Source organism: Hydrogenophaga sp. (assembly GCF_026125785.1).
In the GTDB taxonomy this organism is placed as follows: domain Bacteria; phylum Pseudomonadota; class Gammaproteobacteria; order Burkholderiales; family Burkholderiaceae_C; genus Hydrogenophaga.
Window position 1 is genome coordinate 240,103 of sequence record NZ_JAHCKL010000004.1, and the last position, 20,501, is coordinate 260,603.

Genomic DNA, 20,501 nt, shown 5'->3' on the forward strand with positions numbered 1-20,501 from the left:
TCGCCCCCGTCAAGTGGCCGCTCGTGCCGCGCACACCGCCAGCACGAGGCCGCGCAACCACTGGTGCGCCGGATCGGCCTGCAACCGGGGGTGCCATAGCAAGGACACACGGATCTCGGGCAGGGCGAACGGCAGCACAAAGCTGTGCATTCCCTCGCGCAGGACACCCGTGTGCCGCTCCGGAACACTGGCGATGAGATCGGAAGCCCGCGCCAGCGCCACGGCCGTCGAGAACCCGCCCACGATGGTGACGATTTCGCGCTCCAGGCCCAGTGCGCTCAGGGCTTCGTCGATGGGGCCCTTGTCCCGCCCGCGCCGCGAGACCCCGATGTGCTGCCCCGCTGCGTAGCGCTCGGGCGTGAGCTTGCGCCGGGTCAGCGGGTGGCCGGCCCTCACCACGCCAATGAAACGGTCGCGGAACAAAGCCTGCGCCCGCACCTCGGGGCCCATCGCCTCGCCGATCACGCCGGTCTCCAGATCGACGTCGCCCTCGCGCAGCGGCGCGCTGCCCTTGTCCGGCTTCTGAACGAAACACAGCCGCACGCCGGGGGCCTGTCGCCGCACGCGCTCCAGCAGCGCTGGCCCGAAGTTCTCCACAAAGCCTTCGCTGCTGCGCACCGTGAACGTGCGCTCCAGTTGCCGGAGATCGGGCGCCTGGCTGGGACGAAGCGCGGCCTGGGCATCCTGCACGAGCTGGGGCAGCTTCTCGCGAAGCTCGATCGCCCGTGGCGTGGGCACCAGACCCCGGCCCGCCCTCACCAGCAACGGATCGCCCACCACCTCGCGCAACCTCGCCAGGGTTCGGCTCATGGCCGAGGGGCTGAGCCTGAGCCGCTGCGCAGCGCGCGCCACGCTGCCCTCGGCGAGCAACACATCCAGCGCGACGAGCAGGTTGAGATCGGGCATGGCCATCGCCAAACCATAGCAGAGGCGGGGCCGACATGGCGTTCGATGCACTTGCAAAGTGCAAACCGTGCGCCTTCCGCCAGGCCAGAGGAATCCCTACGCTGGAGGCAACCGAATCTCATCACGCCCAAGGACATCCCCATGCGCCACCTGGCCCCCTCTCCCCTTGCCCCGGCGCCAGCCCTCCCCCGCTCGAGGTGGGCCCTGGCCAGCCTGTCACTGTCCATGCTGCTGTCCGCGCTGGGCACGAGCATCGCCAACGTCGGCCTGCCCACGCTGGCCGAAGCCTTTGGCGCGAGCTTCCAGCAGGTGCAATGGGTGGTGCTGGCCTATCTGCTGGCCATCACCACCCTGATCGTGAGCGCGGGGCGGCTGGGCGACCTGGTCGGCCGCAAGCGCCTGCTGCTCGCCGGCATCGCCCTCTTCACCCTGGCCTCGGCGCTGTGCAGCCTCGCGCCCACGCTGGGGCTGCTGGTCGCCGCCCGCGCGGCGCAAGGCCTGGGGGCCGCGCTCATGATGGCCCTCACGATGGCGTCCGTCGCCGACGCCGTGCCCAAGGCCCGCGCGGGCAGCGGCATGGGCCTGCTGGGCACCATGTCCGCGGTCGGGACGGCGCTGGGCCCCACGTTGGGCGGCATCCTCATTGCCGGGCACGGCTGGCAGCTGATGTTCCTGGTCAACGTGCCCCTGGGCGCCTTGGCCCTGCTGCTGGTGCACCGCTTCGTGCCCGCAGAACCCCTGCGGCCGGACCAGGGCGAGCGACTTCGATTCGATCACCTGGGCACCGTGCTGCTGGCCGGCACCCTCGCGAGCTACGCGCTGGCCATGACCCTGGGGCGTGGCCGTTTCGGCCCGCTCAATGTCGCGCTGCTGCTCGTGGCGCTGCTGGGCACCGGCCTGTTCCTGCGGGTCGAGTCGAAGGCGGCCTCCCCCCTGATCCGGCTGGCCATGTTTCGCCACCCCGCCCTGGGGAGCGGCTTTGCGGCCAGCGCCCTGGTTTCCTCCGTCGTGATGGCCACGCTGGTGGTGGGGCCGTTCTACCTGTCGGGAGCGCTCGCCCTTGACGCGGTCGCCATCGGGCTCGTCATGTCCACCGGGCCGCTCGTCGCTGCCCTTGTCGGCGTGCCGGCGGGGCGCGCCGTGGACCGCTTCGGCCCTCACCGGGTCGGCGTGTCGGGACTCGTGGCCATGGCCGCAGGCGCGGCCGTCCTGCCCTTTCTGGCGACAGCCTCTGGCGTGCCCGGCTACGTCGCCTCGCTCGCCACCCTCACAGCCGGCTACGGGTTGTTCCAGGCCGCCAACAACACCGCCATCATGCAAAACGTGCACGCCAGCCAGCGTGGCGTCGCGGGCGCTCTCGTCAACCTCTCGCGCAACCTCGGTCTCATCACCGGTGCCTCCTTCATGGGCGGCGTGTTCGCCTGGGGTGCCGGGGCGACCGACCTGGCCACCACCCGCCCCGGCGCCCTGGCAACCGGCTTGCACTGGACCTTCGCGGTGGCACTTGCGCTGGTCTTGATCGCGCTCGCCCTGGGCTGGGTGGCGCGGCGCCGGGCCGCTGCTGCCCTGCGCCCTGTCGCCTGAGCCGCCGCCGCTCACCCAGCCCGGCAAGCGTTTCGCACCACCGACACGCGGTTTCGTCGCAACCCGCTCGCCCAGCGCCACCGCGCGCTGCACAGTGCGGTCTCCCTCAACCCCTCGCTCCTGGAGCCCACCATGCTGCTGCAACTCCTCGCCGACCACCCGCAAGCCGTGGTGCCCGTTCTGCGCCAGACACCCGTGTGGGTGTGGGGCCTGCTCGCCGCGTTCCTCGCGTTGGGCCTGAGCCAGCTGCGCGAGCGCACCGCCAGCCTGGCCCGCGTGTCGCTCATGCCGTTGGCGATGACGCTCTTCTCGGTGTCGGGCACGTACTCGGCGTTCGGTGCCACACCTCACCGGGGCCTGGCCATCACGGCCTGGCTCATCGCCGCCGTGTTCGCCTTCGCCCTCGTTGCGCGCGGCCGCGCCCATGGGGTGCAGTACGACCCGGCGCGGCGGCTGTATCGCCTGCCCGGCAGCGTCGTCCCGTTGTTGCTGGTCGTGGGCATCTTTCTGGTGAAGTACGTCGTCGGCGTGGATCTCACCATGGCACCGCAGCTGGTGCAGGACACGCAGTACGTGCTGTGCGTCGCCGCCCTGTACGGCGCTTTCACGGGTTTCTTCGTTGGCCGCGCCTCGCGCCTGTGGCGCCTGGCGATCCGGCCTGCCAAAGCTCATTATTCACTTAATGGTGAATAAAGGGTGATCCGAGGGAGTTCGGGTACGCTCTGGCGGCATTGCCCGCCGCCGTTTTCCCCGCAGAAGGACCCCCGCCGTGACCGCCAAGAAGGCCCCCTCCGAGCCCAAGATCCGCGACGCCGAGCGCTCCAAGGCCGCCATCCTCCTGGCCGCGCGCGAGGAGTTCGCCCGCACCGGCCTGGGGGGCGCGCGGGTGGAGCGCATCGCCGAGAAGGCGGCGGTGGACAAGAAGCTCGTCTACTACTACTTCAAGGACAAGGACGGCCTCTTCGCCGCCGCGCTGGAAAGCGTCTACGCCGAGATCCGCAACGCCCAGCTCTACCTCGACCTCCAGGGCATGCCCCCGCTCATCGCGCTGCGCCGGCTGGTGGAGTTCACCTGGGACTACTACATCGCCCACCCCGAATTCATCACCCTGCTCAACAGCGAAAACCTGCACCTGGCGCGCCACCTGCACGGCTCGCAGCGCATCCGCGAACTCAACTCGCCGCTGGTGCAGTCGCTCGGCGACATCCTGGAGCGCGGCCAGAAAGCCGGCCTGTTCCGCGCCGGCATCGACCCCGTGCAGCTCTACATCACCATCGCCGGCTGTTCCTACTTCTACCTCTCCAACATCCACACCCTCTCGGCCGGCTTCAACCGCGATTTCAAATCGCCCAAGCAACTCACGCAGCGCCTGGCCCACATCACGGAAGTGGTCTCGGCCTTCGTGCTCGCCTAGCGCTTTTCTTCACCGATCAGGGAAAACCAGGGGCCTCGCGCCCCTTTTCTTGGCCCTACAATTCTCCAATTGGTGAATAAAGAGCGAGAAAAGCCCATGCGAAAGATCGACAGCTACGCCCACATCCTGCCGCGCAAGTACTTCGAGCGCATGGCCGAGCTGGCCAAGGACAAAGGCGCCATCAAGCGCTGGCTGACCATCCCGGTGCTGTACGACCTGGAGGCGCGCCTGAAGATGATGGAAGGCTTCCCCGGCTACCAGCAGATCCTCACGCTCTCCAACCCGCCCATCGAGCTGATCGCCGGGCCCGACGACTCGCCCGCGCTGGCCCGCCTGGCCAACGAAGAGATGGCCAGCATCCGCGACGCGCACCCCGACAAGTTCCCCGCCTTCGTGGCCTCCCTGCCCATGAACAACCCGGCCGCTTGCCTGGAAGAAATGGCCTACGCCATCGGCGTGCTGGGCGCGCGCGGCATCCAGGTGTTCACCAACGTGAACGGCCGCCCGCTGGACGAGCCCGAGTTCTGGCCGATCTTCGAGGCCGCGGTGAAGACCTACGACGTGCCGGTGTGGATGCACCCCGCGCGCGGCGCCAACATGGCCGACTACGCCTCCGAGACGAAATCCAAATTCGAGATCTGGTGGACCTTCGGCTGGCCCTACGAGACCAGCGCCGCCATGACGCGCATGGTGTTCTCCGGCTTTTTCGACAAGCTGCCCGAGCTCAAGGTCATCACCCACCACATGGGCGCCATGATCCCGTTCTTCGACGGCCGCGTCGGCCCCGGGCTGGACCAGTTCGGCAGCCGCACCTCGGACGAAGACTACGAAGGCCTGCTCAAGCGCATGGCCAGGCGGCCCATCGACTACTTCCGCCTGTTCTACGCCGACACCGCGCTGGCCGGCGGGCGCTCGGGCCTGCGCTGCGGGCTGGACTTCTTCGGTGCGAAGCAGGTCGTGTTCGCCTCCGACTGCCCCTTCGACCCGGAAGGCGGCCCCATGTTCATCCGCACCATCCCCGAAGCCATCGACTCGCTCAACCTGCCCGAAGAAGAACGGGAAGGCATCTACTTCCGCAACGCGCTGCGCCTGCTGAAGATGCCCTGCTGCTAGTCGCCACAACCACCCGATTGAAGGAGACACGACGATGAAGAACCCATGGATTCGGGCGCTGCTGGCGGGCCTGCTGGCCGCCACCGGCCTTGGCGCGCAGGCGCAGGCCCAGAACTACCCCAGCCGCCCCGTGCGCATCATCGTGCCCTATGTGCCCGGTGGCACGGTGGACCTGGTGGCGCGCGTGCTCGCGCAGCGCCTCACCGAGCAGATGGGCCAGCCCTTCGTGGTGGAAAACCGCGCAGGCGCCAGCGGTGTCATCGGCAGCGACCTTGTGGCCAAGGCCCCGGCCGATGGCTACACGCTGCTGGTGCAGTCGCCCACGCTCATCGCCAACCCGCTCATGGTGCGCAAAGTGCCCTACGACGTGGTCACCGACTTCACGCCGGTGTCGTTCCTCGGCTCCGTGCCCATGGTGGTGGCGGCCCACCCCAGCGTGCCCGCCGACAACCTCCAGCAGTTCCTGGAGGCCGCGCGCGCCAAGCCGCAGGGTTTCAGCCTGGGCACCTCGGCCATCGGCTCACCCATGCACGTCTCGCTCGAAGCCATCAAATTCGGCGGCAAGCTGGAAATGCCCATCGTGGCCTACCGTGGCACGGCCGCGGCCCTCAACGACCTGCTCGGCGGCCAGATCAGCGTGATCATCGACGCCCTGCCGTCCACCGCGCCGCACATCGCCAGCGGCAAGCTCAAGGCCCTGGCCGTCACCACCAGGGCGCGCATCCCGAGCATGCCCAACGTGCCCACCGTGGCCGAGTCCGGCATTCCCGGCTTCGAGATGGTGACTTGGTACGGCCTGTGGGCGCCGGGCAAGCTGCCCGAGGCCATCAGCAAGCGCCTCACCGAAGAAAGCGCCAAGGCCATGCGATCGGCGCTGGTGACCGAGCGCCTGGGCGCGCAAGGCTTCATCGCCGCGCCCATGGGCCCCGCCCAGTTCGCGCCCTACATCACCAAGGAAATCGCGACCTACGCGCGCATCGTGCGCGACGCCAAGATCCAGATCGACTGAGGCAGGCGCGCGGCCCCTCAGGCCGCCGCCCCGGTGTAGCGCCGCATGCCCTTCACCAGCGCGTCGAACACCACGCGGCAGCGCGCGTTGTGGCGCAGGCCTTCGTGCATGGCCACCCAGGTGGGCAGCTTGAAGGCAAAGCGATCGGGCAGCACGCGCACCAGCTGCGGGTCGCGCCGAGCCAGCCCGACCTGGCAGGCACCGATGCCCGCGCCCGCGCGAACCAGGGCCAGCTGACCCAGGTCGCTGTCGCAGCGCAAGTGGAAAGCCTCGTGTGTCCAGGCCGGCAGCTTCGCGCGCGCCGCCCGCACGAAAGGCGTCTCCACGTCGTAGCCGATCACCGTGTGCCGCGAGAGCTCCGCCATCGAGGCGGGCTGGCCAAAGCGCGCAATGTACGAGCGGTGCGCATGCAGGCCCACCACCACCTCGCCCACCTGGGTGGCCACCAGCACGTCCTGGCTCGGTGGCGCCATGCGCACCGCGATGTCCACCTCGCGCTGCACCAGGTCCTGCAGGCGGTTGCTCAGCACCAGCTCCACCTCCAGCAGCGGGTGCTGGCGCCGCAGCGCCGCCAGCAGGGGCGGCAGCACCTCCACGCCCACCACCTCGCTCGCGGAAACGCGCACCGCGCCGCGCACCCCATCGCCCAGGCCGCGCGCCGTGCGCTCCAGCGCGGCGGCCGTGTTGTGCATCGCCTCGGCATCGCCGCGCAGCGCCAGCGCCGCATCGGTCGGCAGCAGGCCGGTCTGTGAGCGGGTGAAAAGCGCCAGGCCCAGCCGCGCCTCCAGCGCGGCGATGTGGCGCCCCACCGTGGGCTGCGTGAGGCCGAGCGCGCGCGCCGCGCCCGACAGCGAGCCTTCCCGCAGCACCGCGAGAAAGCTGCGGTAGAGCTCCCATCCAATGTCGTTGGCCATGCAGAAATGTATAGCGGGTGTTCGGTGCTATGCAATTTTCTTTTGCCCGGCGCGGGCGAAAAATCCACCCATCGCAAACCCTTTTTGGAGCATCGACATGAATCCCCCCCACACCGCACTCGTGCTCGGCGCCACCGGCGGCATTGGTGGCGAGGTCGCCCACCAGCTGCGCCAGGCCGGCTGGCGGGTGCGCGCCATGAAGCGCGGCCTGCGCACGCCGCCCCCCGCCGACGGCCTCGACTGGGTGGCGGGCGACGCCATGAACGCCGCCGACGTCCTGGCCGCCGCTCAAGGCTGCTCGGTCATCGTGCACGCCGTCAACCCGCCGGGCTACCGCCGCTGGCACGAGCTGGTGCTGCCGATGATCGACCACACCATCGCAGCCGCCCGGGCCCATGGCGCCACCGTGGTGCTGCCAGGCACGGTCTACAACCACGGGCCCGACGCCTTCCCGCTGCTCACCGAAGACTCGCCCCAGCACCCCCCAACCCGCAAGGGCGCCATCCGCGTGGCGCTGGAGCGCCGCCTGCAGGACGCCGCCGAAGCCGGCCACATCCGCGTGCTCATCGTGCGCTCGGGGGACTTCTTCGGCCCGCGGGCCGGCAACAACTGGTTTTCGCAGGGCATGGTCAAGCCCGGGCGGCCCGTGACCCGCGTGCAGCTCCCCGCGCGCCCCGGCGTGGGCCACCAGTTCGCCTACCTGCCCGACGTGGCCCGCACCATGGTCGAGCTGCTGCAACGGCGCGAGCACCTGCCCGCCTTCGCGGCCTTCCACATGGCCGGGCACTGGGACGCCGACGGCCGCCAGTTCGGCCAGGCCATCCAGCGCGCCGTGGTGCGCCACGGCGGCCGCGCGCCCACGCTCCAGCCCTTCCCCTGGTGGCTCATCCGGCTGGCGTCGCCCTTGGTGACCACCCTGCGCGAGCTGCTCGAAATGCGCTACCTCTGGCAACGCGAAGTGCGCATGGACAACCGCCGCCTGCTCCAGGTGCTGGGCCGCGAGCCCCACACCCCGCTGGACGAGGCCATCGAGGCCACGCTCCAGGGCATCGGCTGCCTCGGCGGGCGCGACAACCCCACGCCCGTGGCAGGCCGTGCCTGACCCGTAAACTCCGGGCCATGTCACTCAAAATCGTCGTCTATTCCAAGTCCGCCTGCCCGCAATGCGAGTCGGCCAAGATGCTGCTCAAGTCCCGCTCGCTCGGTTTCGAGGAAATCAAGATCGACGACGAAGCCGAGCGCATCGCCTTCTACGAAAAGTGCGGGCCTTCGGTGCGGCAGATGCCGCAGATCTTCATCAACGACCAGCGCGTGGGCGGCCTCCAGGGGCTGCAAGCCGCGCTGGCGCAGCTCAACCGCTGAGGCTGGCCGCCGCCCGTCGTTGCAAGGCGTTGTCCGACAGCCTGCGGGGCGCCCGGCGCGCCCAATGGGAATCTCCCCACCTTTCAAGGAGATTCCAACCATGAGCATCAGCCACACACCCACCCCGGCCATGGCCGCACCCGTGGTGGACCAGGATCTTGAAGAGCAGGCCAAGCCCGGTTACGGCATTCCGTCGCAAGACCCCAGGCCCGCGGCGCAGGCCAAGCTCAGTCCCGCAGAAGCCGAGCGCGAAGCCCATTCCGTTGCCATGGGCGGCGGCGTGATGGTGGGCGCTGCCGCCGGTGCCGCCGTGGGCGTGGCCGTGGCCGGCCCGGTGGGCGTCGTCGTGGGCGGCGCGGTCGGCGGCGTGGCGGGCGCGCTCGGCGGGGCGGCGGCCGGTCAGGCCGTCAAGCCGGAAGAACCGAAAGAGCTCCCCAGCAACCTGCCATGAAGCTCGAAGGCTCCTGCCACTGTGGCCGGGTGACGTTCTCGGTCGACTCGGCCGAGCCCGTGCCCTTCATGCGCTGCTACTGCTCGATCTGCCGCAAGACAGCCGGCACCGGCGGCTACGCCATCAACCTGGGCGCCGACCACCGCACCCTGAAGGTCAAGGGCAAGCGCCACCTGCGCGTCTACCAGGCCACCCTCCGCGACGGCGACGAGGTGGTGCGCCACAGCACCGGCCAGCGGCACTTCTGCGGTGTCTGCGGCACCGCCCTCTGGCTGTACGACCCGAGCTGGCCCGACCTGGTGCACCCGCACGCGGGCGCCATCGACACGCCCCTGCCCGTGCCGCCCTCGAACGTGCACATCATGCTGGGCTCCAAGGCCCCATGGGTTCGCGTGGAGGGCCGCCGCGGCGACCCGCGTTTTGACGAATACCCCGACTTCTCGCTCAAGGACTGGCACCGCCAGCACGTGGGCAAAGCGCCGTCAGACTGAAGCCTCGGGGGCGTTGCTCATCTGCTGATCGAGGCGCTTCTCGGTGTCCAGCAGGCCCATCAGGCCCAGGGCCCCGGTGGACAGGCCGAGGTAGATCAGCGCGTCCCAGGGCGACTGGTTCTGCCCCAGCGCCACCGCCAGATGAAGGATGGAGGCGATGGCCGCCATGCCGGCGACAGTGATCACACACAGCTTGAAAAACTCTTTCATCACCATCTCCTTGAATCAACGGTAACGGGCCGTGACAGCAGGAAGCAAGTGTGAATTTGAAGTGGTTTGCGCCGTGTAGGAAGACCAAAAATGCGTGTGTAGGAGGCGTCCCACACAGGGGAAGCCCCGCTGGGCGCGGGGGCGGGCGGCCCGATGGCTCAGGCCGCGAGCATCCAGCGCGGCGGGCTCGAGGGCCTGGAGGCCAGCGGGGCGCTGTGCTCTTCGCTCGAAGCCAGCTGCACCACGCGCAACCCCTCGGGCAGGCGGGAAGAAGAGCGGGGGTAGAGGTACGGGCACTCGTCGAGCCACAGGTCGGGCTGGTGCTGCAGGTTCTTCACGCAGCTGTTGAAGATCAGCCCTTCGGCAAAGCCAGGATGGTCACCAAAAATCTTGTAGGTAAACACGAAAGCACTCCCAGAAGCAATTGAACGAGGGATGGATCGCATGCACTTGAAACTTCCTTCGCACATGCTGCCACCGTTGCGCGGCAAGAATATGACGGCTGGCGCGATCGCTTTGTAGGAGTTGTGGCAATTTTCACGAGGGACAACGGGAAGCGGCGAACGGCAATGGCGGCTTGTGCCGATGTGCAGCGCCGCCCTTGCCGCCTGAGTGGGCGCTGAGGGCGGGCTGCTCAACGGCCGCCTTGCTCTCCCAGCTCCATCGGAAAGTTCTCCGCCAGATAAGCCTCCCCCCGCTCCAGCACAAAGTACCGGAACGCCTCGGCCGCCGGTGACAGCAGCTTGGACTGCGTGTGCACCACGTTCCAGGCGCGCACCACCGGCGCGCCTTCCACGTCCAGCACGGCCAGGAGCTTGTTGCTCAGCTCCAGGCCGATGGTGTGCAGCGACAGAAAGCTCAGGCCCATGCCGGCCATCACGGCCTGCTTGATGGTTTCGTTGCTCGCCATTTCCATGATCACGCGCAGCTCCACGTGCTCGTCGGCCAGAAACTTCTCCAGCGCCGCGCGCGTGCCCGAGCCCTGCTCGCGAACGATGAAGTCGTACTCGCGCAGCAGCGCCGCGGGCACGTGGCCCGCCTGCGCCAGCGGGTGGTCCACCGGCGCCACAAACACGTGCGGGTGCGCCGCGAAGGGCTCGGCGCGCGTGGCCAGCTCCTTGGGCGGGCGGCCCATGATGGCAATGTCCACCTCGTTGGCGTGCAGCATCTTCACCAGCTGCTCGCGGTTGCTCACCGCCAGGCGGATGTCGATGCTGCCGTGCTCGCGCCGGAACTCGGCCAGCAGGTGCGGCAGGAAGTACTTGGCCGTGCTCACCATGCCGATCACCAGCGTGCCGGTCTCCAGCTTCTGCAGCCGCGCGGCGGCGTCTTCCGCGTCCTTGAGCGTGGCCAGCACCTTTCTCGCGTAGACCAGCATGTACTCGCCCACGGTGGTCAGCGCCACCTTGCGGCCGTTGCGCTCGAACAGCGGCATGCCCACGTGCCCTTCCAGCTCCTTGACCTGCATGGTCACCGCCGGCGGCGTGAGGTGCAGCACCTGCGCCGCCCGCGCAAAGCTGAGGTGGCGCGCGACCTCGCTGAACACCCGCAGCTGCCGAAAGGTGGCGTTCTTCATTCAGCAATTCCTTAATCGAACTTCCAGAAATCGTGAATTTACTTTATTCAAACTGAAATCTACAGTCCGCTCCACCCCAGACAAACCCCACTTTTGGAGCCAACGATGAGCAACGCCCCCACTGGATCAACCGAGATCACCGACGCCAAGAAGCGCTACAGCGCGGGCGTGCTCAAGTACCGGCAGATGGGTTACTGGATGCCCGACTACGTGCCCAAGGACACGGACACGCTGTGCCTCTTCCGCATCACGCCGCAGGACGGGGTGGACCCCGAGGAAGCCGCCGCCGCCGTGGCCGGCGAGTCCAGCACCGCCACCTGGACGGTGGTGTGGACCGACCGCCTCACCGCCTGCGACAGCTACCGCGCCAAGGCCTACAAGGTCGAGCCCGTGCCCAACCGCGCGGGCGAGTACTTCGCCTGGGTGGCCTACGACCTGATCCTGTTCGAGGAAGGCTCCATCGCCAACATGACGGCGAGCCTGATCGGCAACGTCTTCAGCTTCAAGCCGCTGAAGGCCGCGCGGCTGGAAGACATCCGCATCCCGGTCGCCTACGTGAAGACCTTCAAGGGCCCGCCCACCGGCCTGGTGGTCGAGCGCGAGCGCCTGGACAAGTTCGGCCGCCCCTTGCTGGGCGCCACCACCAAGCCCAAGCTCGGCCTGTCGGGCCGCAACTACGGCCGCGTGGTTTACGAGGGCCTCAAGGGCGGGCTGGACTTCATGAAGGACGACGAGAACATCAACAGCCAGCCCTTCATGCACTGGCGCGACCGCTTCCTGTTCGTGATGGACGCGGTCAACAAAGCCAGCGCCGAGACCGGTGAAGTCAAGGGCAGCTACCTGAACGTGACCGCCGCCACCATGGAAGACATGTACGAGCGCGCCGAGTTCGCCAGGGACCTGGGCTCGGTGATCGTGATGGTGGACCTGGTGATCGGCTACACCGCCATCCAGAGCATGGCGAACTGGTGCCGCAAGAACGACATGATCATGCACATGCACCGCGCGGGCCACGGCACCTACACGCGGCAAAAGAACCACGGCGTGAGCTTCCGCGTGATCGCCAAGTGGCTGCGCCTGGCCGGCTGCGACCACCTGCACACCGGCACCGCCGTGGGCAAGCTCGAAGGCGACCCGCTCACCGTGCAGGGCTACTACAACGTCTGCCGCGACAGCTACACCAAGACCGACCTGCCGCGCGGCCTGTACTTCGACCAGGACTGGGCCGACCTCAAGAAGGTCATGCCCGTGGCCTCGGGCGGCATCCACGCGGGCCAGATGCACCAGCTCATCGAGCTCTTTGGCGACGACGTGGTGCTGCAGTTCGGCGGCGGCACCATCGGCCACCCCATGGGCATCCAGGCCGGCGCGGTGGCCAACCGCGTGGCGCTCGAAGCCATGGTCAAGGCGCGCAACGAAGGGCGCGACCTGCTGCAGGAAGGCCCGTCCATCCTCAAGCAGGCCGCGCAGCACTGCAGCCCGCTCAAGGCCGCGCTCGATACCTGGGGCGAGATCAGCTTCAACTACCAGAGCACCGACAGCAGCGACTACGTGGCCACGCCAGTGGCGGCGTGAACGCCGCACCGCCTGCGCCGCTGCTTGCCTGCCCCTTCGGAAATTTTTTGGAGTTCTCACCATGATGACCAACCCCACCGGCCGCATCACGCAAGGCCAGTTCAGCTTCCTGCCCGACCTCACGGACCAGGAGATCACCGCGCAGATCGAGTACGGCCTGCGCAAGGGCTACGCCTGGAGCGTGGAATACACCGACGACCCGCACCCGCGCAACACCTACTGGTCGATGTACGGCAACCCCTTGTTCGACCTGCACGACGCCGCTGGCGTGCTGCAGGAGCTGCAGGCCTGCCGCAAAGCCTTTCCGCGCCACTACATCCGCATGATGGCGTTCGACTCGACGCGCAACGTCGAGACCATCGCCATGAGCTTCATCGTCAACCGCCCGGCCAGCGAACCCGGCTTCATGCTGGAGCGCCAGGAGGTCAACGGCCGCAGCCTGCGCTACACCACGCGCGGCTACGGCGCGGTGCAGCCCGAAGGTGAACGCTACCGCGACACCGCCGCCTGAGCGCTCGGGAGCGCGCCGCCATGTCGTACCTCATTCCCGGCAGCACGCCGCCCCCCACCGATGCCGCCGTGACCACCGCGGCGGCACCGGCACCGGCCACGCCGCCCGCGCGCTCGGTCGGCGCGGTGCTGGCCGACACCCAGGTCGAGGCCGTGCTGCGGGAGCTGGACGACGAGCTCGTGGGCCTGGCGCCCGTCAAGGCGCGCGTGCGCGACATCGCCGCGCTGCTCGTCATCGACAAGCTGCGCACCCACCTGGGCCTGCCGTCGCAGCCGCCCAGCCTGCACATGTGCTTCTCCGGCAACCCCGGCACCGGCAAGACCACCGTGGCCCTGCGCATGGCGCAGATCCTTCACCGCCTGGGCTATGTGCGCAAAGGCCACCTCGTGGCCGTCACGCGCGACGACCTGGTCGGCCAGTACATCGGCCACACCGCGCCCAAGACGCGCGAGGTGCTCAAGCGCGCCATGGGCGGCGTGCTCTTCATCGACGAGGCCTACTACCTCTACCGCCCCGAGAACGAGCGCGACTACGGCCAGGAAGCCATCGAGATCCTGCTGCAGGTGATGGAGAACCACCGCGACGACCTGGTGGTCATCCTCGCCGGCTACGAGGACCGCATGAACACCTTCTTCCAGTCCAACCCCGGCATGCGCTCGCGCATCGCCCACCACCTCTCTTTCCCCGACTACAGCGCCGACGAGCTGATGCAGATCTCGCGCCAGATGCTGGCCGAGCAGAACTACCGCTTCAGCCCCGAGGCCGCCGAGGCCTTCGAGCGCTACCTGGGCCTGCGCCTGCAGCAGCCGCACTTCGCCAACGCGCGCAGCGTGCGCAACGCGCTGGACCGCGCGCGCCTGCGCCAGGCCAGCCGCCTGTTTGCGCAGCCGCAGCGCGAGCTCACCGCCGAAGAACTCACCACGCTGCAGGCGCCCGACATCCTGGCCAGCCGCCTCTTCCAAGGCGCCGAAGGGGCCGGCCATGCTTGAAGCCCTCATCTTCGACGTGGACGGCACCCTGGCCGACACCGAGGCCGCGCACCGCGCCGCCTTCAACGACGCCTTCGACCAGGTGCGCCTGGGCTGGCACTGGGACGACGCCACCTACACCCGCCTGCTGCAGGTCTCGGGCGGCAAGGAGCGCATCGCCCACCACTGGCGCATGGTCGAGCCCGATGTGGCCGGCGGCAGGGCGGCCCAGGCCACCATCGAGCGCGTGCACGCCATCAAGACGCGCCTGTACGAAAGCCGCGTGAGCGGCGGCCAGCTCGCGCTGCGCCCCGGTGTGCTGCGCCTGCTGCGCGAGGCCCTGGCCAGCGGCCTGCGCCTGGCCATCGCCACCACCACCACGCCGGCCAACATCGACGCCCTGCTGCGCACCCCGCTGGGCCCCGACTGGAAGCGCCACTTCGCCGCCATCGGCGACGCCTGCACCGCGCCGCGCAAGAAGCCCGACCCGCAGGTGTACCTGCAGGTGCTCGCCGCGCTGGGGCTGCCCGCCAGCGCCTGCCTGGCCTTTGAAGACTCGGCCAACGGCCTGCGCGCGGCCGCCGCCGCCGGGCTGCAGACCCTGGTCACGCCCACCGTGCACACCGCCGACCACCGCTTCGACGGCGCCCTGCTCGTGCTGCCCCACCTGGGCGACGTGGGCCAGCTCCTGCCCAGCGGCGTGGCCGGCATGGAGCAGCGCTGGGTCACGGTGGAGGCGCTGCGGCGCTGGCACGCCGGCACCACGCTCTTCGAGTCCGCCTGAGCTTCTTTCTTTTCCCACACCGAGTCGCCCCACCATGTCCCGACCGCCCCAGTTCACCCCGTCGAGCGCCGTGCGGCTGGCGCCCTCCATCCTCTCGGCCGACTTCGCGCGGCTGGGCGAAGAGGTGCGCGCCATCGAAGCGGCCGGCGCCGACTTCGTGCACTTCGACGTGATGGACAACCACTACGTGCCCAACCTCACCATCGGCCCGCTGGTCTGCGAGGCCATCCGCCCGCATGTGCAGATCCCCATCGACGTGCACCTCATGGTCGAGCCGGTGGACGCGCTCGTGCCCCTGTTCGCCAAGGCCGGTGCCAACTGCATCACCTTCCACCCCGAGGCCTCGCGCCATGTGGACCGTACGCTGCAGCTCATCCGCTCGCACGGCTGCAAGGCCGGCATCGCGCTCAACCCCGCCACGCCGCTGGCCTGGATGGACCACGTCATGGACAAGCTCGACCGGGTCCTGCTCATGAGCGTGAACCCCGGCTTCGGCGGCCAGGCCTTCATTGCGCACACCCTGCACAAGCTGCGCGAGGCGCGCCGCCGCATCGACGCCCACGTGGCCACCGGCGGCCAGCCGATCGGGCTGGAGGTGGACGGCGGCGTCAAGCTCGACAACATCGGCGAGATCGTGCAGGCCGGTGCCGACATCTGCGTGGCCGGCAGCGCCATCTTCGGCGCCGCCGATGCGTCCGGTGGTTACCACGGCGTCATGAGCGCGCTGCGCCACGCCGCCGCCACCCCCGAATTCCCATCCAGCCACGCCCCGCGGAGAACCCCACCATGCCACTGACCGGCCGCAAGACCCTCACCCAGTACCTGATCGAAGAACGCCGCCGCTTCCCCGAAGCCAGCGGCGACTTCAACGCCCTCATCCTCGACGTGGCCATGGCCTGCAAGGCCATCGCGCGCGCCGTCGCCTTCGGGGCACTGGGCGACGTGCTGGGCAACCACGCCGCCGCCGCTGGCGGCACGGTCAACGTGCAGGGCGAGACGCAGAAGAAACTCGACGTGCTGAGCAACGAGTACTTCCTGCGCATCACCGAGTGGGGCGGCCACCTCGCGGGCATGGCCTCCGAAGAAATGGAAGCGCCGTACCAGATCCCCGGCACCTACCCGCGCGGCAAGTACCTGCTGGTGTTCGACCCGCTCGACGGCTCCAGCAACATCGACGTCAACGTCTCCGTGGGCAGCATCTTCTCGGTGCTGCGCGCGCCGGCCGCCGACGACCGCGAAGTCACCGAAGCCGACTTCCTGCAACCCGGCACGCAGCAGGTCGCGGCCGGCTACGCGCTCTACGGCCCCACCACCATGTTCGTGCTCACCGTGGGCAACGGCGTGGCCGGCTTCACCCTCGACCCCAACCTCGGCGAATTCATGCTCACCCACCCCGAGCTCACCGTGCCCGCCGACACGCAGGAGTTCGCCATCAACGCCTCCAACAGCCGCTTCTGGGAAGCGCCCGTCAAGCGCTACGTGGACGAGTGCCTGGCCGGGCGCACCGGCCCGCGCGCCAAGGACTTCAACATGCGCTGGATCGCCAGCATGGTGGCCGAGGCGCACCGCATCCTCATGCGCGGCGGCGTGTTCCTGTATCCCCGGGACACGAAAGATGCCGCCCGGCCCGGCCGCCTGCGCCTGCTCTACGAGGCCAACCCCATCGGTTTCATCATGGAGCAGGCCGGTGGCCGCGCCAGCACCGGGCGCGTGCCCATGCTCGGCGTGCAGCCCGAGGCCCTGCACCAGCGCATCGGCCTGGTGTTCGGCTCGAAGCACGAGGTCGAGCGCATCGAGCGCTACCACGCCGAGCCGCCCGCGCGCAAAGACCTGGACAACCCCCTGTTCCACGAGCGCAGCCTGTTCCGCGTCTGAGCGCCCGCCGCCTGCGCCGCCCCGATTCTTCAACTCCACGGGACATCACCATGTCTGAGCGCCACCCCATCATCGCCATCACCGGCTCGTCGGGCGCGGGAACCACCTCGGTCACCCGCACCTTCGAGAACATCTTCCGCCGCGAAGGCGTCACCGCCGCCATCATCGAAGGCGACAGCTTCCACCGCCACGACCGCCAGGAAATGAAACTGCGCCAGGCCGAAGCCGAGCGCGCGGGCAACGGCCACTTCAGCCACTTCGGCCCCGAGAACAACCTCTTTCCCGAGCTCGAAGCGCTGTTCGCCAGCTACGCCCGCAGCGGCACCGGCCAGTCGCGCAAGTACCTGCACGACGCCGAAGAGGCCGCGCCCTGGAAGCAGGCGCCCGGCACCTTCACGCCCTGGCAGGCACTGCCCAAAGACACCGACCTGCTGTTCTACGAAGGCCTGCACGGCGCCGTGGTCACGCCCGAAGTCAACATCGCCCAGCATCCCGACCTGCTCATCGGCGTCGTGCCCGTGATCAACCTCGAATGGATCCAGAAACTCTGGCGCGACAAGTCCAAGCGCGGCTACAGCACCGAGGCCGTCACCGACACCATCCTGCGCCGCATGCCCGACTACGTGAACTACATCTGCCCGCAGTTCGCGCACACCCACGTCAACTTCCAGCGCGTGCCCTGCGTGGACACCTCCAACCCCTTCATCGCGCGCGAGATCCCCGCGCCCGACGAGAGCTTCGTCGTCATCCGCTTCGCCAAGCCCAAGGGCATCGACTTCCAGTACCTGCTGAGCATGATCCACGACTCCTTCATGTCGCGCGCCAACACCATCGTCGTGCCCGGCGGCAAGATGGAGCTGGCGATGCAACTCATCTTCACGCCCTTCATCTGGCGGATGATGGAAAGGAAGCAGAGGGTGATGGCATGAGCAACCGCCAGCCCCCCAACCTTGACCTCGCGCGCCGCATGGCCAACGCGATCCGCCTGCTCGCGGTGGACGCGGTGGAGGCCGCGCAGTCCGGCCACCCCGGCGCGCCCATGGGCATGGCCGACATCGCCGAAGTGCTCTGGAACCGCCACCTGCGCCACAACCCGGCCCACCCGCACTGGTTCGACCGCGACCGCTTCGTGCTCTCCAACGGCCACGGCTCCATGCTGCTCTACGCGCTGCTGCACCTCACCGGCTACGAGCTGTCGATGGACGACCTGCGCCAGTTCCGCCGCCTGCACAGCAAGACCGCCGGCCACCCCGAGGTGGGCGTGACCCCCGGCGTGGAAACCACCACCGGCCCGCTCGGCCAGGGCCTGGCCAACGCCGTGGGTATGGCGCTGGCCGAGAAGCTGCTCGCCACCGAATACAACCGCCCCGGCCACGCCATCGTGGACCACCACACCTATGTGTTCCTGGGCGACGGCTGCCTCATGGAAGGCATCAGCCACGAAGCCTGCTCGCTCGCCGGCACGCTGCGCCTCTCGAAACTCATCGCGCTCTACGACGACAACGGCATCTCCATCGACGGCCACGTGCAGGGCTGGTTCACCGACGACACGCCGCGCCGCTTCGCCGCCTACGGCTGGCAGGTGGTCACCGTCGACGGCCACGACCCCGGCGCGATTGACGCGGCGCTGCGGCGCGCGCGCAGCGCCAGCGCGCAGGCCGAAGGCAAGCCCACGCTGATCTGCTGCAAGACCGTCATCGGCAAAGGCGCGCCCCACAAACAGGGCAGCCACGACGTGCACGGCGCCCCGCTCGGCGCGGCCGAGGTGCAGGCCACGCGCGACGCCCTGGGCTGGAGCGCCGCGCCCTTCGAGATCCCGGCCGACATCGCCGCCGCCTGGAACGCCACCGAGCGCGGCCACGCGCTCGAAGCCGACTGGCAGGCCCGCTTCGCCGCCTACCGCGAGGCCTACCCGGCCGAGGCCGCCGAGTTCGACCGCCGCCTGCTCGGCGAGCTGCCCGAGGGCTTTGCCGAGCGCCTGCCCGCCATCGTCGCCGCCCTGGGCCAGCGCAGCGACGCCGTGGCCACGCGCAAAGCCAGCCAGCTCGCGCTCGACGCCATGGCGCCGCTGCTGCCCGAGATCTTCGGCGGCAGCGCCGACCTCACCAGCTCCAACCTCACCCACTTCAAGGGCTGTGTCACCGCCGGCCCCGACAAGGCCGGGCGCTTCACCGGCGGCAACCACCTGAGCTACGGCGTGCGCGAGTTCGGCATGGCCGCGATCATGAACGGCCTGGCGCTGCACGGCGGCTTCATCCCCTACGGCGGCACCTTCCTCGCCTTCAGCGACTACAGCCGCAACGCGGTGCGCATGGCCGCGCTCATGAAGCTGCAGGTCATCCACGTCTTCACGCACGACAGCATCGGCCTGGGCGAAGACGGCCCCACCCACCAGCCGGTGGAGCACGTGCCCAGCCTGCGCCTCATCCCGGGGCTGGACGTGTGGCGCCCCGGCGATGCGCTGGAAACGGCGGTGGCCTGGGCCCACGCGCTGCAGCGCCGCGACGGCCCCACCGCGCTTGCGCTCTCGCGCCAGAACCTGCCGCCGCTGGGCGACGAGACCCGCGCCGCCGCCGTGCAGCGCGGCGGCTACGTGCTCTCGGACATGGCGGGCGCGCAGGCCGTCATCGTCGCCACCGGCTCCGAAACCGTGCTCGCCCTGCAGGCGCAGACCGCGCTCGCGGCCGAAGGCATCGCCGTGCGCGTCGTCTCCATGCCCTGCACCAGCGTGTTCGACCGGCAGGGCGCCGCCTGGCAAGACCAGGTGCTGCCGCCCGCGCTGCCGGCCGTGGCGGTGGAAGCCGCGCACCCCGACTTCTGGCGCAAATACGTGGGCCGCAGCGGCCGCGTGGTCGGCATGAGCACCTTTGGCGAATCGGCCCCCGCGAAAGACCTGTACGCCCACTTCGGCATCACCGCCGCGCGCGTGGCCGACGAGGTGCGCGCGCTGCTGCACCCGCGCCCGCGCGTGCGTGCGGGCATCGAGGTGGAGGCCGCATGAGCGCCGTGGACCTGGCGATGTTCGACCTCGACGGCACGCTGGTCGCCACCGCTGGCGAGATCGGCGACGCCGTCAACGACACCCTGGTGCGCTTCGACCTGCCTGCCGTGTCGCAGGTGCAGGTGGAGCGCTGGATCGGCCACGGCACGCGCGAGCTGCTGATCCAGGCCCTGGCCTCGGCCGGCCAGACCGGCGTGGACGTGGTGCGCGCCAGCGGCACCCTGCCGCTGATCGCCGCCGAGTTCGACCGCCACTACCAGCGCCGCTGCGGCACGCGCAGCCAGCTCTACCCCCACGTGCGCGAAACCCTCACCGCCCTGCGCGAACGCGGTGTGAAGCTCGCCGTCGTCACCAACAAGGAGCGCCGCTACACCGCCACCGTGCTCGACGCGCACCGTCTCGCGCCCCTGTTTCACCGCGTCGTCAGCGGCGACACCCTGCCCACCAAAAAGCCCGACCCGGCCGGCATCCAGAGCTGCCTGTCGCAGTTCCAGGTGCCACCGGAGCGCGCGCTCTTCGTGGGCGATTCGTCCATCGACGTCGCCACCGCGCGCCACGCGGGCGTGCGCGTCTGGGCCCTGCCCTATGGCTACAACATGGGCGAGCCCATCACCGCTTGCGAACCTGATCGCGTCATCGACAACCTCTCGGCCCTTCTTCACTGACCATGACACAGAAAGCTCCCCTCCGCCTCGGCATCAACGGCTTCGGCCGCATCGGCCGCAACGTGCTGCGCAGCGCCATCCAGAACTTCCAG

The 20,501-nt window shown here is 69.3% G+C and carries 23 protein-coding genes; 18 read left to right on the forward strand and 5 right to left on the reverse strand.

Annotated elements, in window-relative coordinates; genetic code table 11:
• Positions 1 to 9: 9 nt before the first annotated feature.
• Entirely contained in the window at positions 10 to 912 is a 903-nt protein-coding gene (locus tag KIT53_RS06805) for a LysR family transcriptional regulator (protein WP_297402559.1), read from the reverse strand.
• A 135-nt stretch (positions 913 to 1,047) separates the two neighbouring features.
• Between KIT53_RS06805 and KIT53_RS06810 the strand changes: the two genes are divergently transcribed.
• The 5 genes from KIT53_RS06810 (at position 1,048) to KIT53_RS06830 (ending at position 6,026) form a co-directional block, all read left to right on the forward strand.
• The gene (locus tag KIT53_RS06810) at positions 1,048 to 2,490 is read left to right on the forward strand and encodes an MFS transporter (protein WP_297402560.1); all 1,443 of its coding nucleotides are present in this window, start codon (positions 1,048 to 1,050) and stop codon (positions 2,488 to 2,490) included.
• 132 nt (positions 2,491 to 2,622) lie between these two features.
• Positions 2,623 to 3,183, forward strand: a complete 561-nt coding sequence (locus tag KIT53_RS06815; RefSeq protein WP_297402561.1) for a DUF6622 family protein — start codon at positions 2,623 to 2,625, stop codon at positions 3,181 to 3,183.
• 76 nt (positions 3,184 to 3,259) lie between these two features.
• On the forward strand, positions 3,260 to 3,904 hold the full coding sequence (locus KIT53_RS06820; protein WP_297402563.1) for a TetR/AcrR family transcriptional regulator: 645 nt from the start codon (positions 3,260 to 3,262) through the stop codon (positions 3,902 to 3,904).
• A 96-nt stretch (positions 3,905 to 4,000) separates the two neighbouring features.
• A complete protein-coding gene (locus KIT53_RS06825) occupies positions 4,001 to 5,017 on the forward strand; it encodes an amidohydrolase family protein (RefSeq protein ID WP_297402565.1) in 1,017 nt (338 codons plus the stop codon).
• 34 nt (positions 5,018 to 5,051) lie between these two features.
• Entirely contained in the window at positions 5,052 to 6,026 is a 975-nt protein-coding gene (locus KIT53_RS06830) for a tripartite tricarboxylate transporter substrate binding protein (protein WP_297402567.1), read from the forward strand.
• A gap of 17 nt (positions 6,027 to 6,043) precedes the next feature.
• On the opposite strand, the gene KIT53_RS06835 is transcribed toward KIT53_RS06830, so the two are convergent.
• Positions 6,044 to 6,940 carry a LysR family transcriptional regulator gene (locus KIT53_RS06835; RefSeq protein WP_297402569.1) on the reverse strand — a complete coding sequence of 299 codons (897 nt, stop codon included), beginning with the start codon at positions 6,938 to 6,940 and terminating at the stop codon, positions 6,044 to 6,046.
• A 97-nt stretch (positions 6,941 to 7,037) separates the two neighbouring features.
• Between KIT53_RS06835 and KIT53_RS06840 the strand changes: the two genes are divergently transcribed.
• The 4 genes from KIT53_RS06840 (at position 7,038) to KIT53_RS06855 (ending at position 9,244) form a co-directional block, all read left to right on the forward strand.
• Positions 7,038 to 8,042 carry an NAD-dependent epimerase/dehydratase family protein gene (locus KIT53_RS06840; protein ID WP_297402571.1) on the forward strand — a complete coding sequence of 335 codons (1,005 nt, stop codon included), beginning with the start codon at positions 7,038 to 7,040 and terminating at the stop codon, positions 8,040 to 8,042.
• A 17-nt stretch (positions 8,043 to 8,059) separates the two neighbouring features.
• Positions 8,060 to 8,302: a glutaredoxin domain-containing protein gene (locus tag KIT53_RS06845; RefSeq protein ID WP_297402573.1), complete on the forward strand. Its 243-nt coding sequence runs from the start codon at positions 8,060 to 8,062 to the stop codon at positions 8,300 to 8,302.
• A gap of 100 nt (positions 8,303 to 8,402) precedes the next feature.
• Positions 8,403 to 8,753 carry a hypothetical protein gene (locus KIT53_RS06850; RefSeq protein WP_297749611.1) on the forward strand — a complete coding sequence of 117 codons (351 nt, stop codon included), beginning with the start codon at positions 8,403 to 8,405 and terminating at the stop codon, positions 8,751 to 8,753.
• Complete coding sequence (locus tag KIT53_RS06855) at positions 8,750 to 9,244, forward strand: GFA family protein (protein ID WP_297402817.1); 495 nt, start codon at positions 8,750 to 8,752, stop codon at positions 9,242 to 9,244. Before KIT53_RS06850 ends, KIT53_RS06855 begins: the two co-directional genes overlap by 4 nt.
• Here the strand turns inward: KIT53_RS06855 and KIT53_RS06860 are convergent.
• From KIT53_RS06860 to KIT53_RS06870, 3 genes are all read right to left on the reverse strand, one after another.
• Positions 9,236 to 9,454, reverse strand: coding sequence for a hypothetical protein (locus tag KIT53_RS06860; protein WP_297402818.1), 219 nt, complete (start codon positions 9,452 to 9,454; stop codon positions 9,236 to 9,238). The two genes, KIT53_RS06855 and KIT53_RS06860, sit on opposite strands and share 9 nt — an antisense overlap.
• A gap of 158 nt (positions 9,455 to 9,612) precedes the next feature.
• Positions 9,613 to 9,858, reverse strand: coding sequence for a hypothetical protein (locus KIT53_RS06865; protein WP_297402820.1), 246 nt, complete (start codon positions 9,856 to 9,858; stop codon positions 9,613 to 9,615).
• Between the two features lie 230 nt (positions 9,859 to 10,088).
• A complete protein-coding gene (locus KIT53_RS06870; RefSeq protein ID WP_297402822.1) occupies positions 10,089 to 11,030 on the reverse strand; it encodes a LysR family transcriptional regulator in 942 nt (313 codons plus the stop codon).
• Positions 11,031 to 11,135: 105 nt separating this feature from the next.
• On the opposite strand from KIT53_RS06870, the gene KIT53_RS06875 reads away from it, so the two are divergent.
• The 9 genes from KIT53_RS06875 (at position 11,136) to KIT53_RS06915 (ending at position 20,409) form a co-directional block, all read left to right on the forward strand.
• Positions 11,136 to 12,605 carry a form I ribulose bisphosphate carboxylase large subunit gene (locus KIT53_RS06875; protein ID WP_297402824.1) on the forward strand — a complete coding sequence of 490 codons (1,470 nt, stop codon included), beginning with the start codon at positions 11,136 to 11,138 and terminating at the stop codon, positions 12,603 to 12,605.
• A gap of 61 nt (positions 12,606 to 12,666) precedes the next feature.
• A complete protein-coding gene (locus tag KIT53_RS06880; protein ID WP_297402826.1) occupies positions 12,667 to 13,116 on the forward strand; it encodes a ribulose bisphosphate carboxylase small subunit in 450 nt (149 codons plus the stop codon).
• A gap of 20 nt (positions 13,117 to 13,136) precedes the next feature.
• Positions 13,137 to 14,105: a CbbX protein gene (cbbX, locus tag KIT53_RS06885; protein WP_297402828.1), complete on the forward strand. Its 969-nt coding sequence runs from the start codon at positions 13,137 to 13,139 to the stop codon at positions 14,103 to 14,105.
• The gene (locus tag KIT53_RS06890) at positions 14,098 to 14,868 is read left to right on the forward strand and encodes an HAD-IA family hydrolase (protein WP_297402830.1); all 771 of its coding nucleotides are present in this window, start codon (positions 14,098 to 14,100) and stop codon (positions 14,866 to 14,868) included. Before cbbX ends, KIT53_RS06890 begins: the two co-directional genes overlap by 8 nt.
• Before the next feature lie 34 nt (positions 14,869 to 14,902).
• Positions 14,903 to 15,664: a ribulose-phosphate 3-epimerase gene (gene rpe / locus KIT53_RS06895; RefSeq protein ID WP_297402834.1), complete on the forward strand. Its 762-nt coding sequence runs from the start codon at positions 14,903 to 14,905 to the stop codon at positions 15,662 to 15,664.
• Entirely contained in the window at positions 15,655 to 16,743 is a 1,089-nt protein-coding gene (locus KIT53_RS06900) for a class 1 fructose-bisphosphatase (protein WP_297749618.1), read from the forward strand. The genes rpe and KIT53_RS06900 overlap by 10 nt, the downstream gene beginning before the upstream one ends.
• Positions 16,744 to 16,793: 50 nt before the next feature.
• Entirely contained in the window at positions 16,794 to 17,672 is an 879-nt protein-coding gene (locus tag KIT53_RS06905) for a phosphoribulokinase (protein ID WP_297749621.1), read from the forward strand.
• Positions 17,669 to 19,744: a transketolase gene (tkt, locus tag KIT53_RS06910; protein ID WP_297403330.1), complete on the forward strand. Its 2,076-nt coding sequence runs from the start codon at positions 17,669 to 17,671 to the stop codon at positions 19,742 to 19,744. Before KIT53_RS06905 ends, tkt begins: the two co-directional genes overlap by 4 nt.
• A complete protein-coding gene (locus tag KIT53_RS06915) occupies positions 19,741 to 20,409 on the forward strand; it encodes an HAD-IA family hydrolase (RefSeq protein ID WP_297403332.1) in 669 nt (222 codons plus the stop codon). The genes tkt and KIT53_RS06915 overlap by 4 nt, the downstream gene beginning before the upstream one ends.
• Positions 20,410 to 20,501 lie beyond the last annotated feature (92 nt).

What these genes read in the sequence shown, in the direction of transcription:
- KIT53_RS06805 (WP_297402559.1), bottom strand. Translation starts at nt 912, where the DNA reads ATGGCCATGCCCGATCTCAACCTGCTCGTCGCGCTGGATGTGTTGCTC.
- KIT53_RS06810 (WP_297402560.1), top strand. Translation starts at nt 1,048, where the DNA reads ATGCGCCACCTGGCCCCCTCTCCCCTTGCCCCGGCGCCAGCCCTCCCC.
- KIT53_RS06815 (WP_297402561.1), top strand. Translation starts at nt 2,623, where the DNA reads ATGCTGCTGCAACTCCTCGCCGACCACCCGCAAGCCGTGGTGCCCGTT.
- KIT53_RS06825 (WP_297402565.1), top strand. Translation starts at nt 4,001, where the DNA reads ATGCGAAAGATCGACAGCTACGCCCACATCCTGCCGCGCAAGTACTTC.
- KIT53_RS06830 (WP_297402567.1), top strand. Translation starts at nt 5,052, where the DNA reads ATGAAGAACCCATGGATTCGGGCGCTGCTGGCGGGCCTGCTGGCCGCC.
- KIT53_RS06835 (WP_297402569.1), bottom strand. Translation starts at nt 6,940, where the DNA reads ATGGCCAACGACATTGGATGGGAGCTCTACCGCAGCTTTCTCGCGGTG.
- KIT53_RS06840 (WP_297402571.1), top strand. Translation starts at nt 7,038, where the DNA reads ATGAATCCCCCCCACACCGCACTCGTGCTCGGCGCCACCGGCGGCATT.
- KIT53_RS06845 (WP_297402573.1), top strand. Translation starts at nt 8,060, where the DNA reads ATGTCACTCAAAATCGTCGTCTATTCCAAGTCCGCCTGCCCGCAATGC.
- KIT53_RS06850 (WP_297749611.1), top strand. Translation starts at nt 8,403, where the DNA reads ATGAGCATCAGCCACACACCCACCCCGGCCATGGCCGCACCCGTGGTG.
- KIT53_RS06855 (WP_297402817.1), top strand. Translation starts at nt 8,750, where the DNA reads ATGAAGCTCGAAGGCTCCTGCCACTGTGGCCGGGTGACGTTCTCGGTC.
- KIT53_RS06860 (WP_297402818.1), bottom strand. Translation starts at nt 9,454, where the DNA reads ATGAAAGAGTTTTTCAAGCTGTGTGTGATCACTGTCGCCGGCATGGCG.
- KIT53_RS06870 (WP_297402822.1), bottom strand. Translation starts at nt 11,030, where the DNA reads ATGAAGAACGCCACCTTTCGGCAGCTGCGGGTGTTCAGCGAGGTCGCG.
- KIT53_RS06875 (WP_297402824.1), top strand. Translation starts at nt 11,136, where the DNA reads ATGAGCAACGCCCCCACTGGATCAACCGAGATCACCGACGCCAAGAAG.
- KIT53_RS06880 (WP_297402826.1), top strand. Translation starts at nt 12,667, where the DNA reads ATGATGACCAACCCCACCGGCCGCATCACGCAAGGCCAGTTCAGCTTC.
- cbbX (WP_297402828.1), top strand. Translation starts at nt 13,137, where the DNA reads ATGTCGTACCTCATTCCCGGCAGCACGCCGCCCCCCACCGATGCCGCC.
- KIT53_RS06890 (WP_297402830.1), top strand. Translation starts at nt 14,098, where the DNA reads ATGCTTGAAGCCCTCATCTTCGACGTGGACGGCACCCTGGCCGACACC.
- rpe (WP_297402834.1), top strand. Translation starts at nt 14,903, where the DNA reads ATGTCCCGACCGCCCCAGTTCACCCCGTCGAGCGCCGTGCGGCTGGCG.
- KIT53_RS06900 (WP_297749618.1), top strand. Translation starts at nt 15,655, where the DNA reads ATGCCACTGACCGGCCGCAAGACCCTCACCCAGTACCTGATCGAAGAA.
- KIT53_RS06905 (WP_297749621.1), top strand. Translation starts at nt 16,794, where the DNA reads ATGTCTGAGCGCCACCCCATCATCGCCATCACCGGCTCGTCGGGCGCG.
- tkt (WP_297403330.1), top strand. Translation starts at nt 17,669, where the DNA reads ATGAGCAACCGCCAGCCCCCCAACCTTGACCTCGCGCGCCGCATGGCC.
- KIT53_RS06915 (WP_297403332.1), top strand. Translation starts at nt 19,741, where the DNA reads ATGAGCGCCGTGGACCTGGCGATGTTCGACCTCGACGGCACGCTGGTC.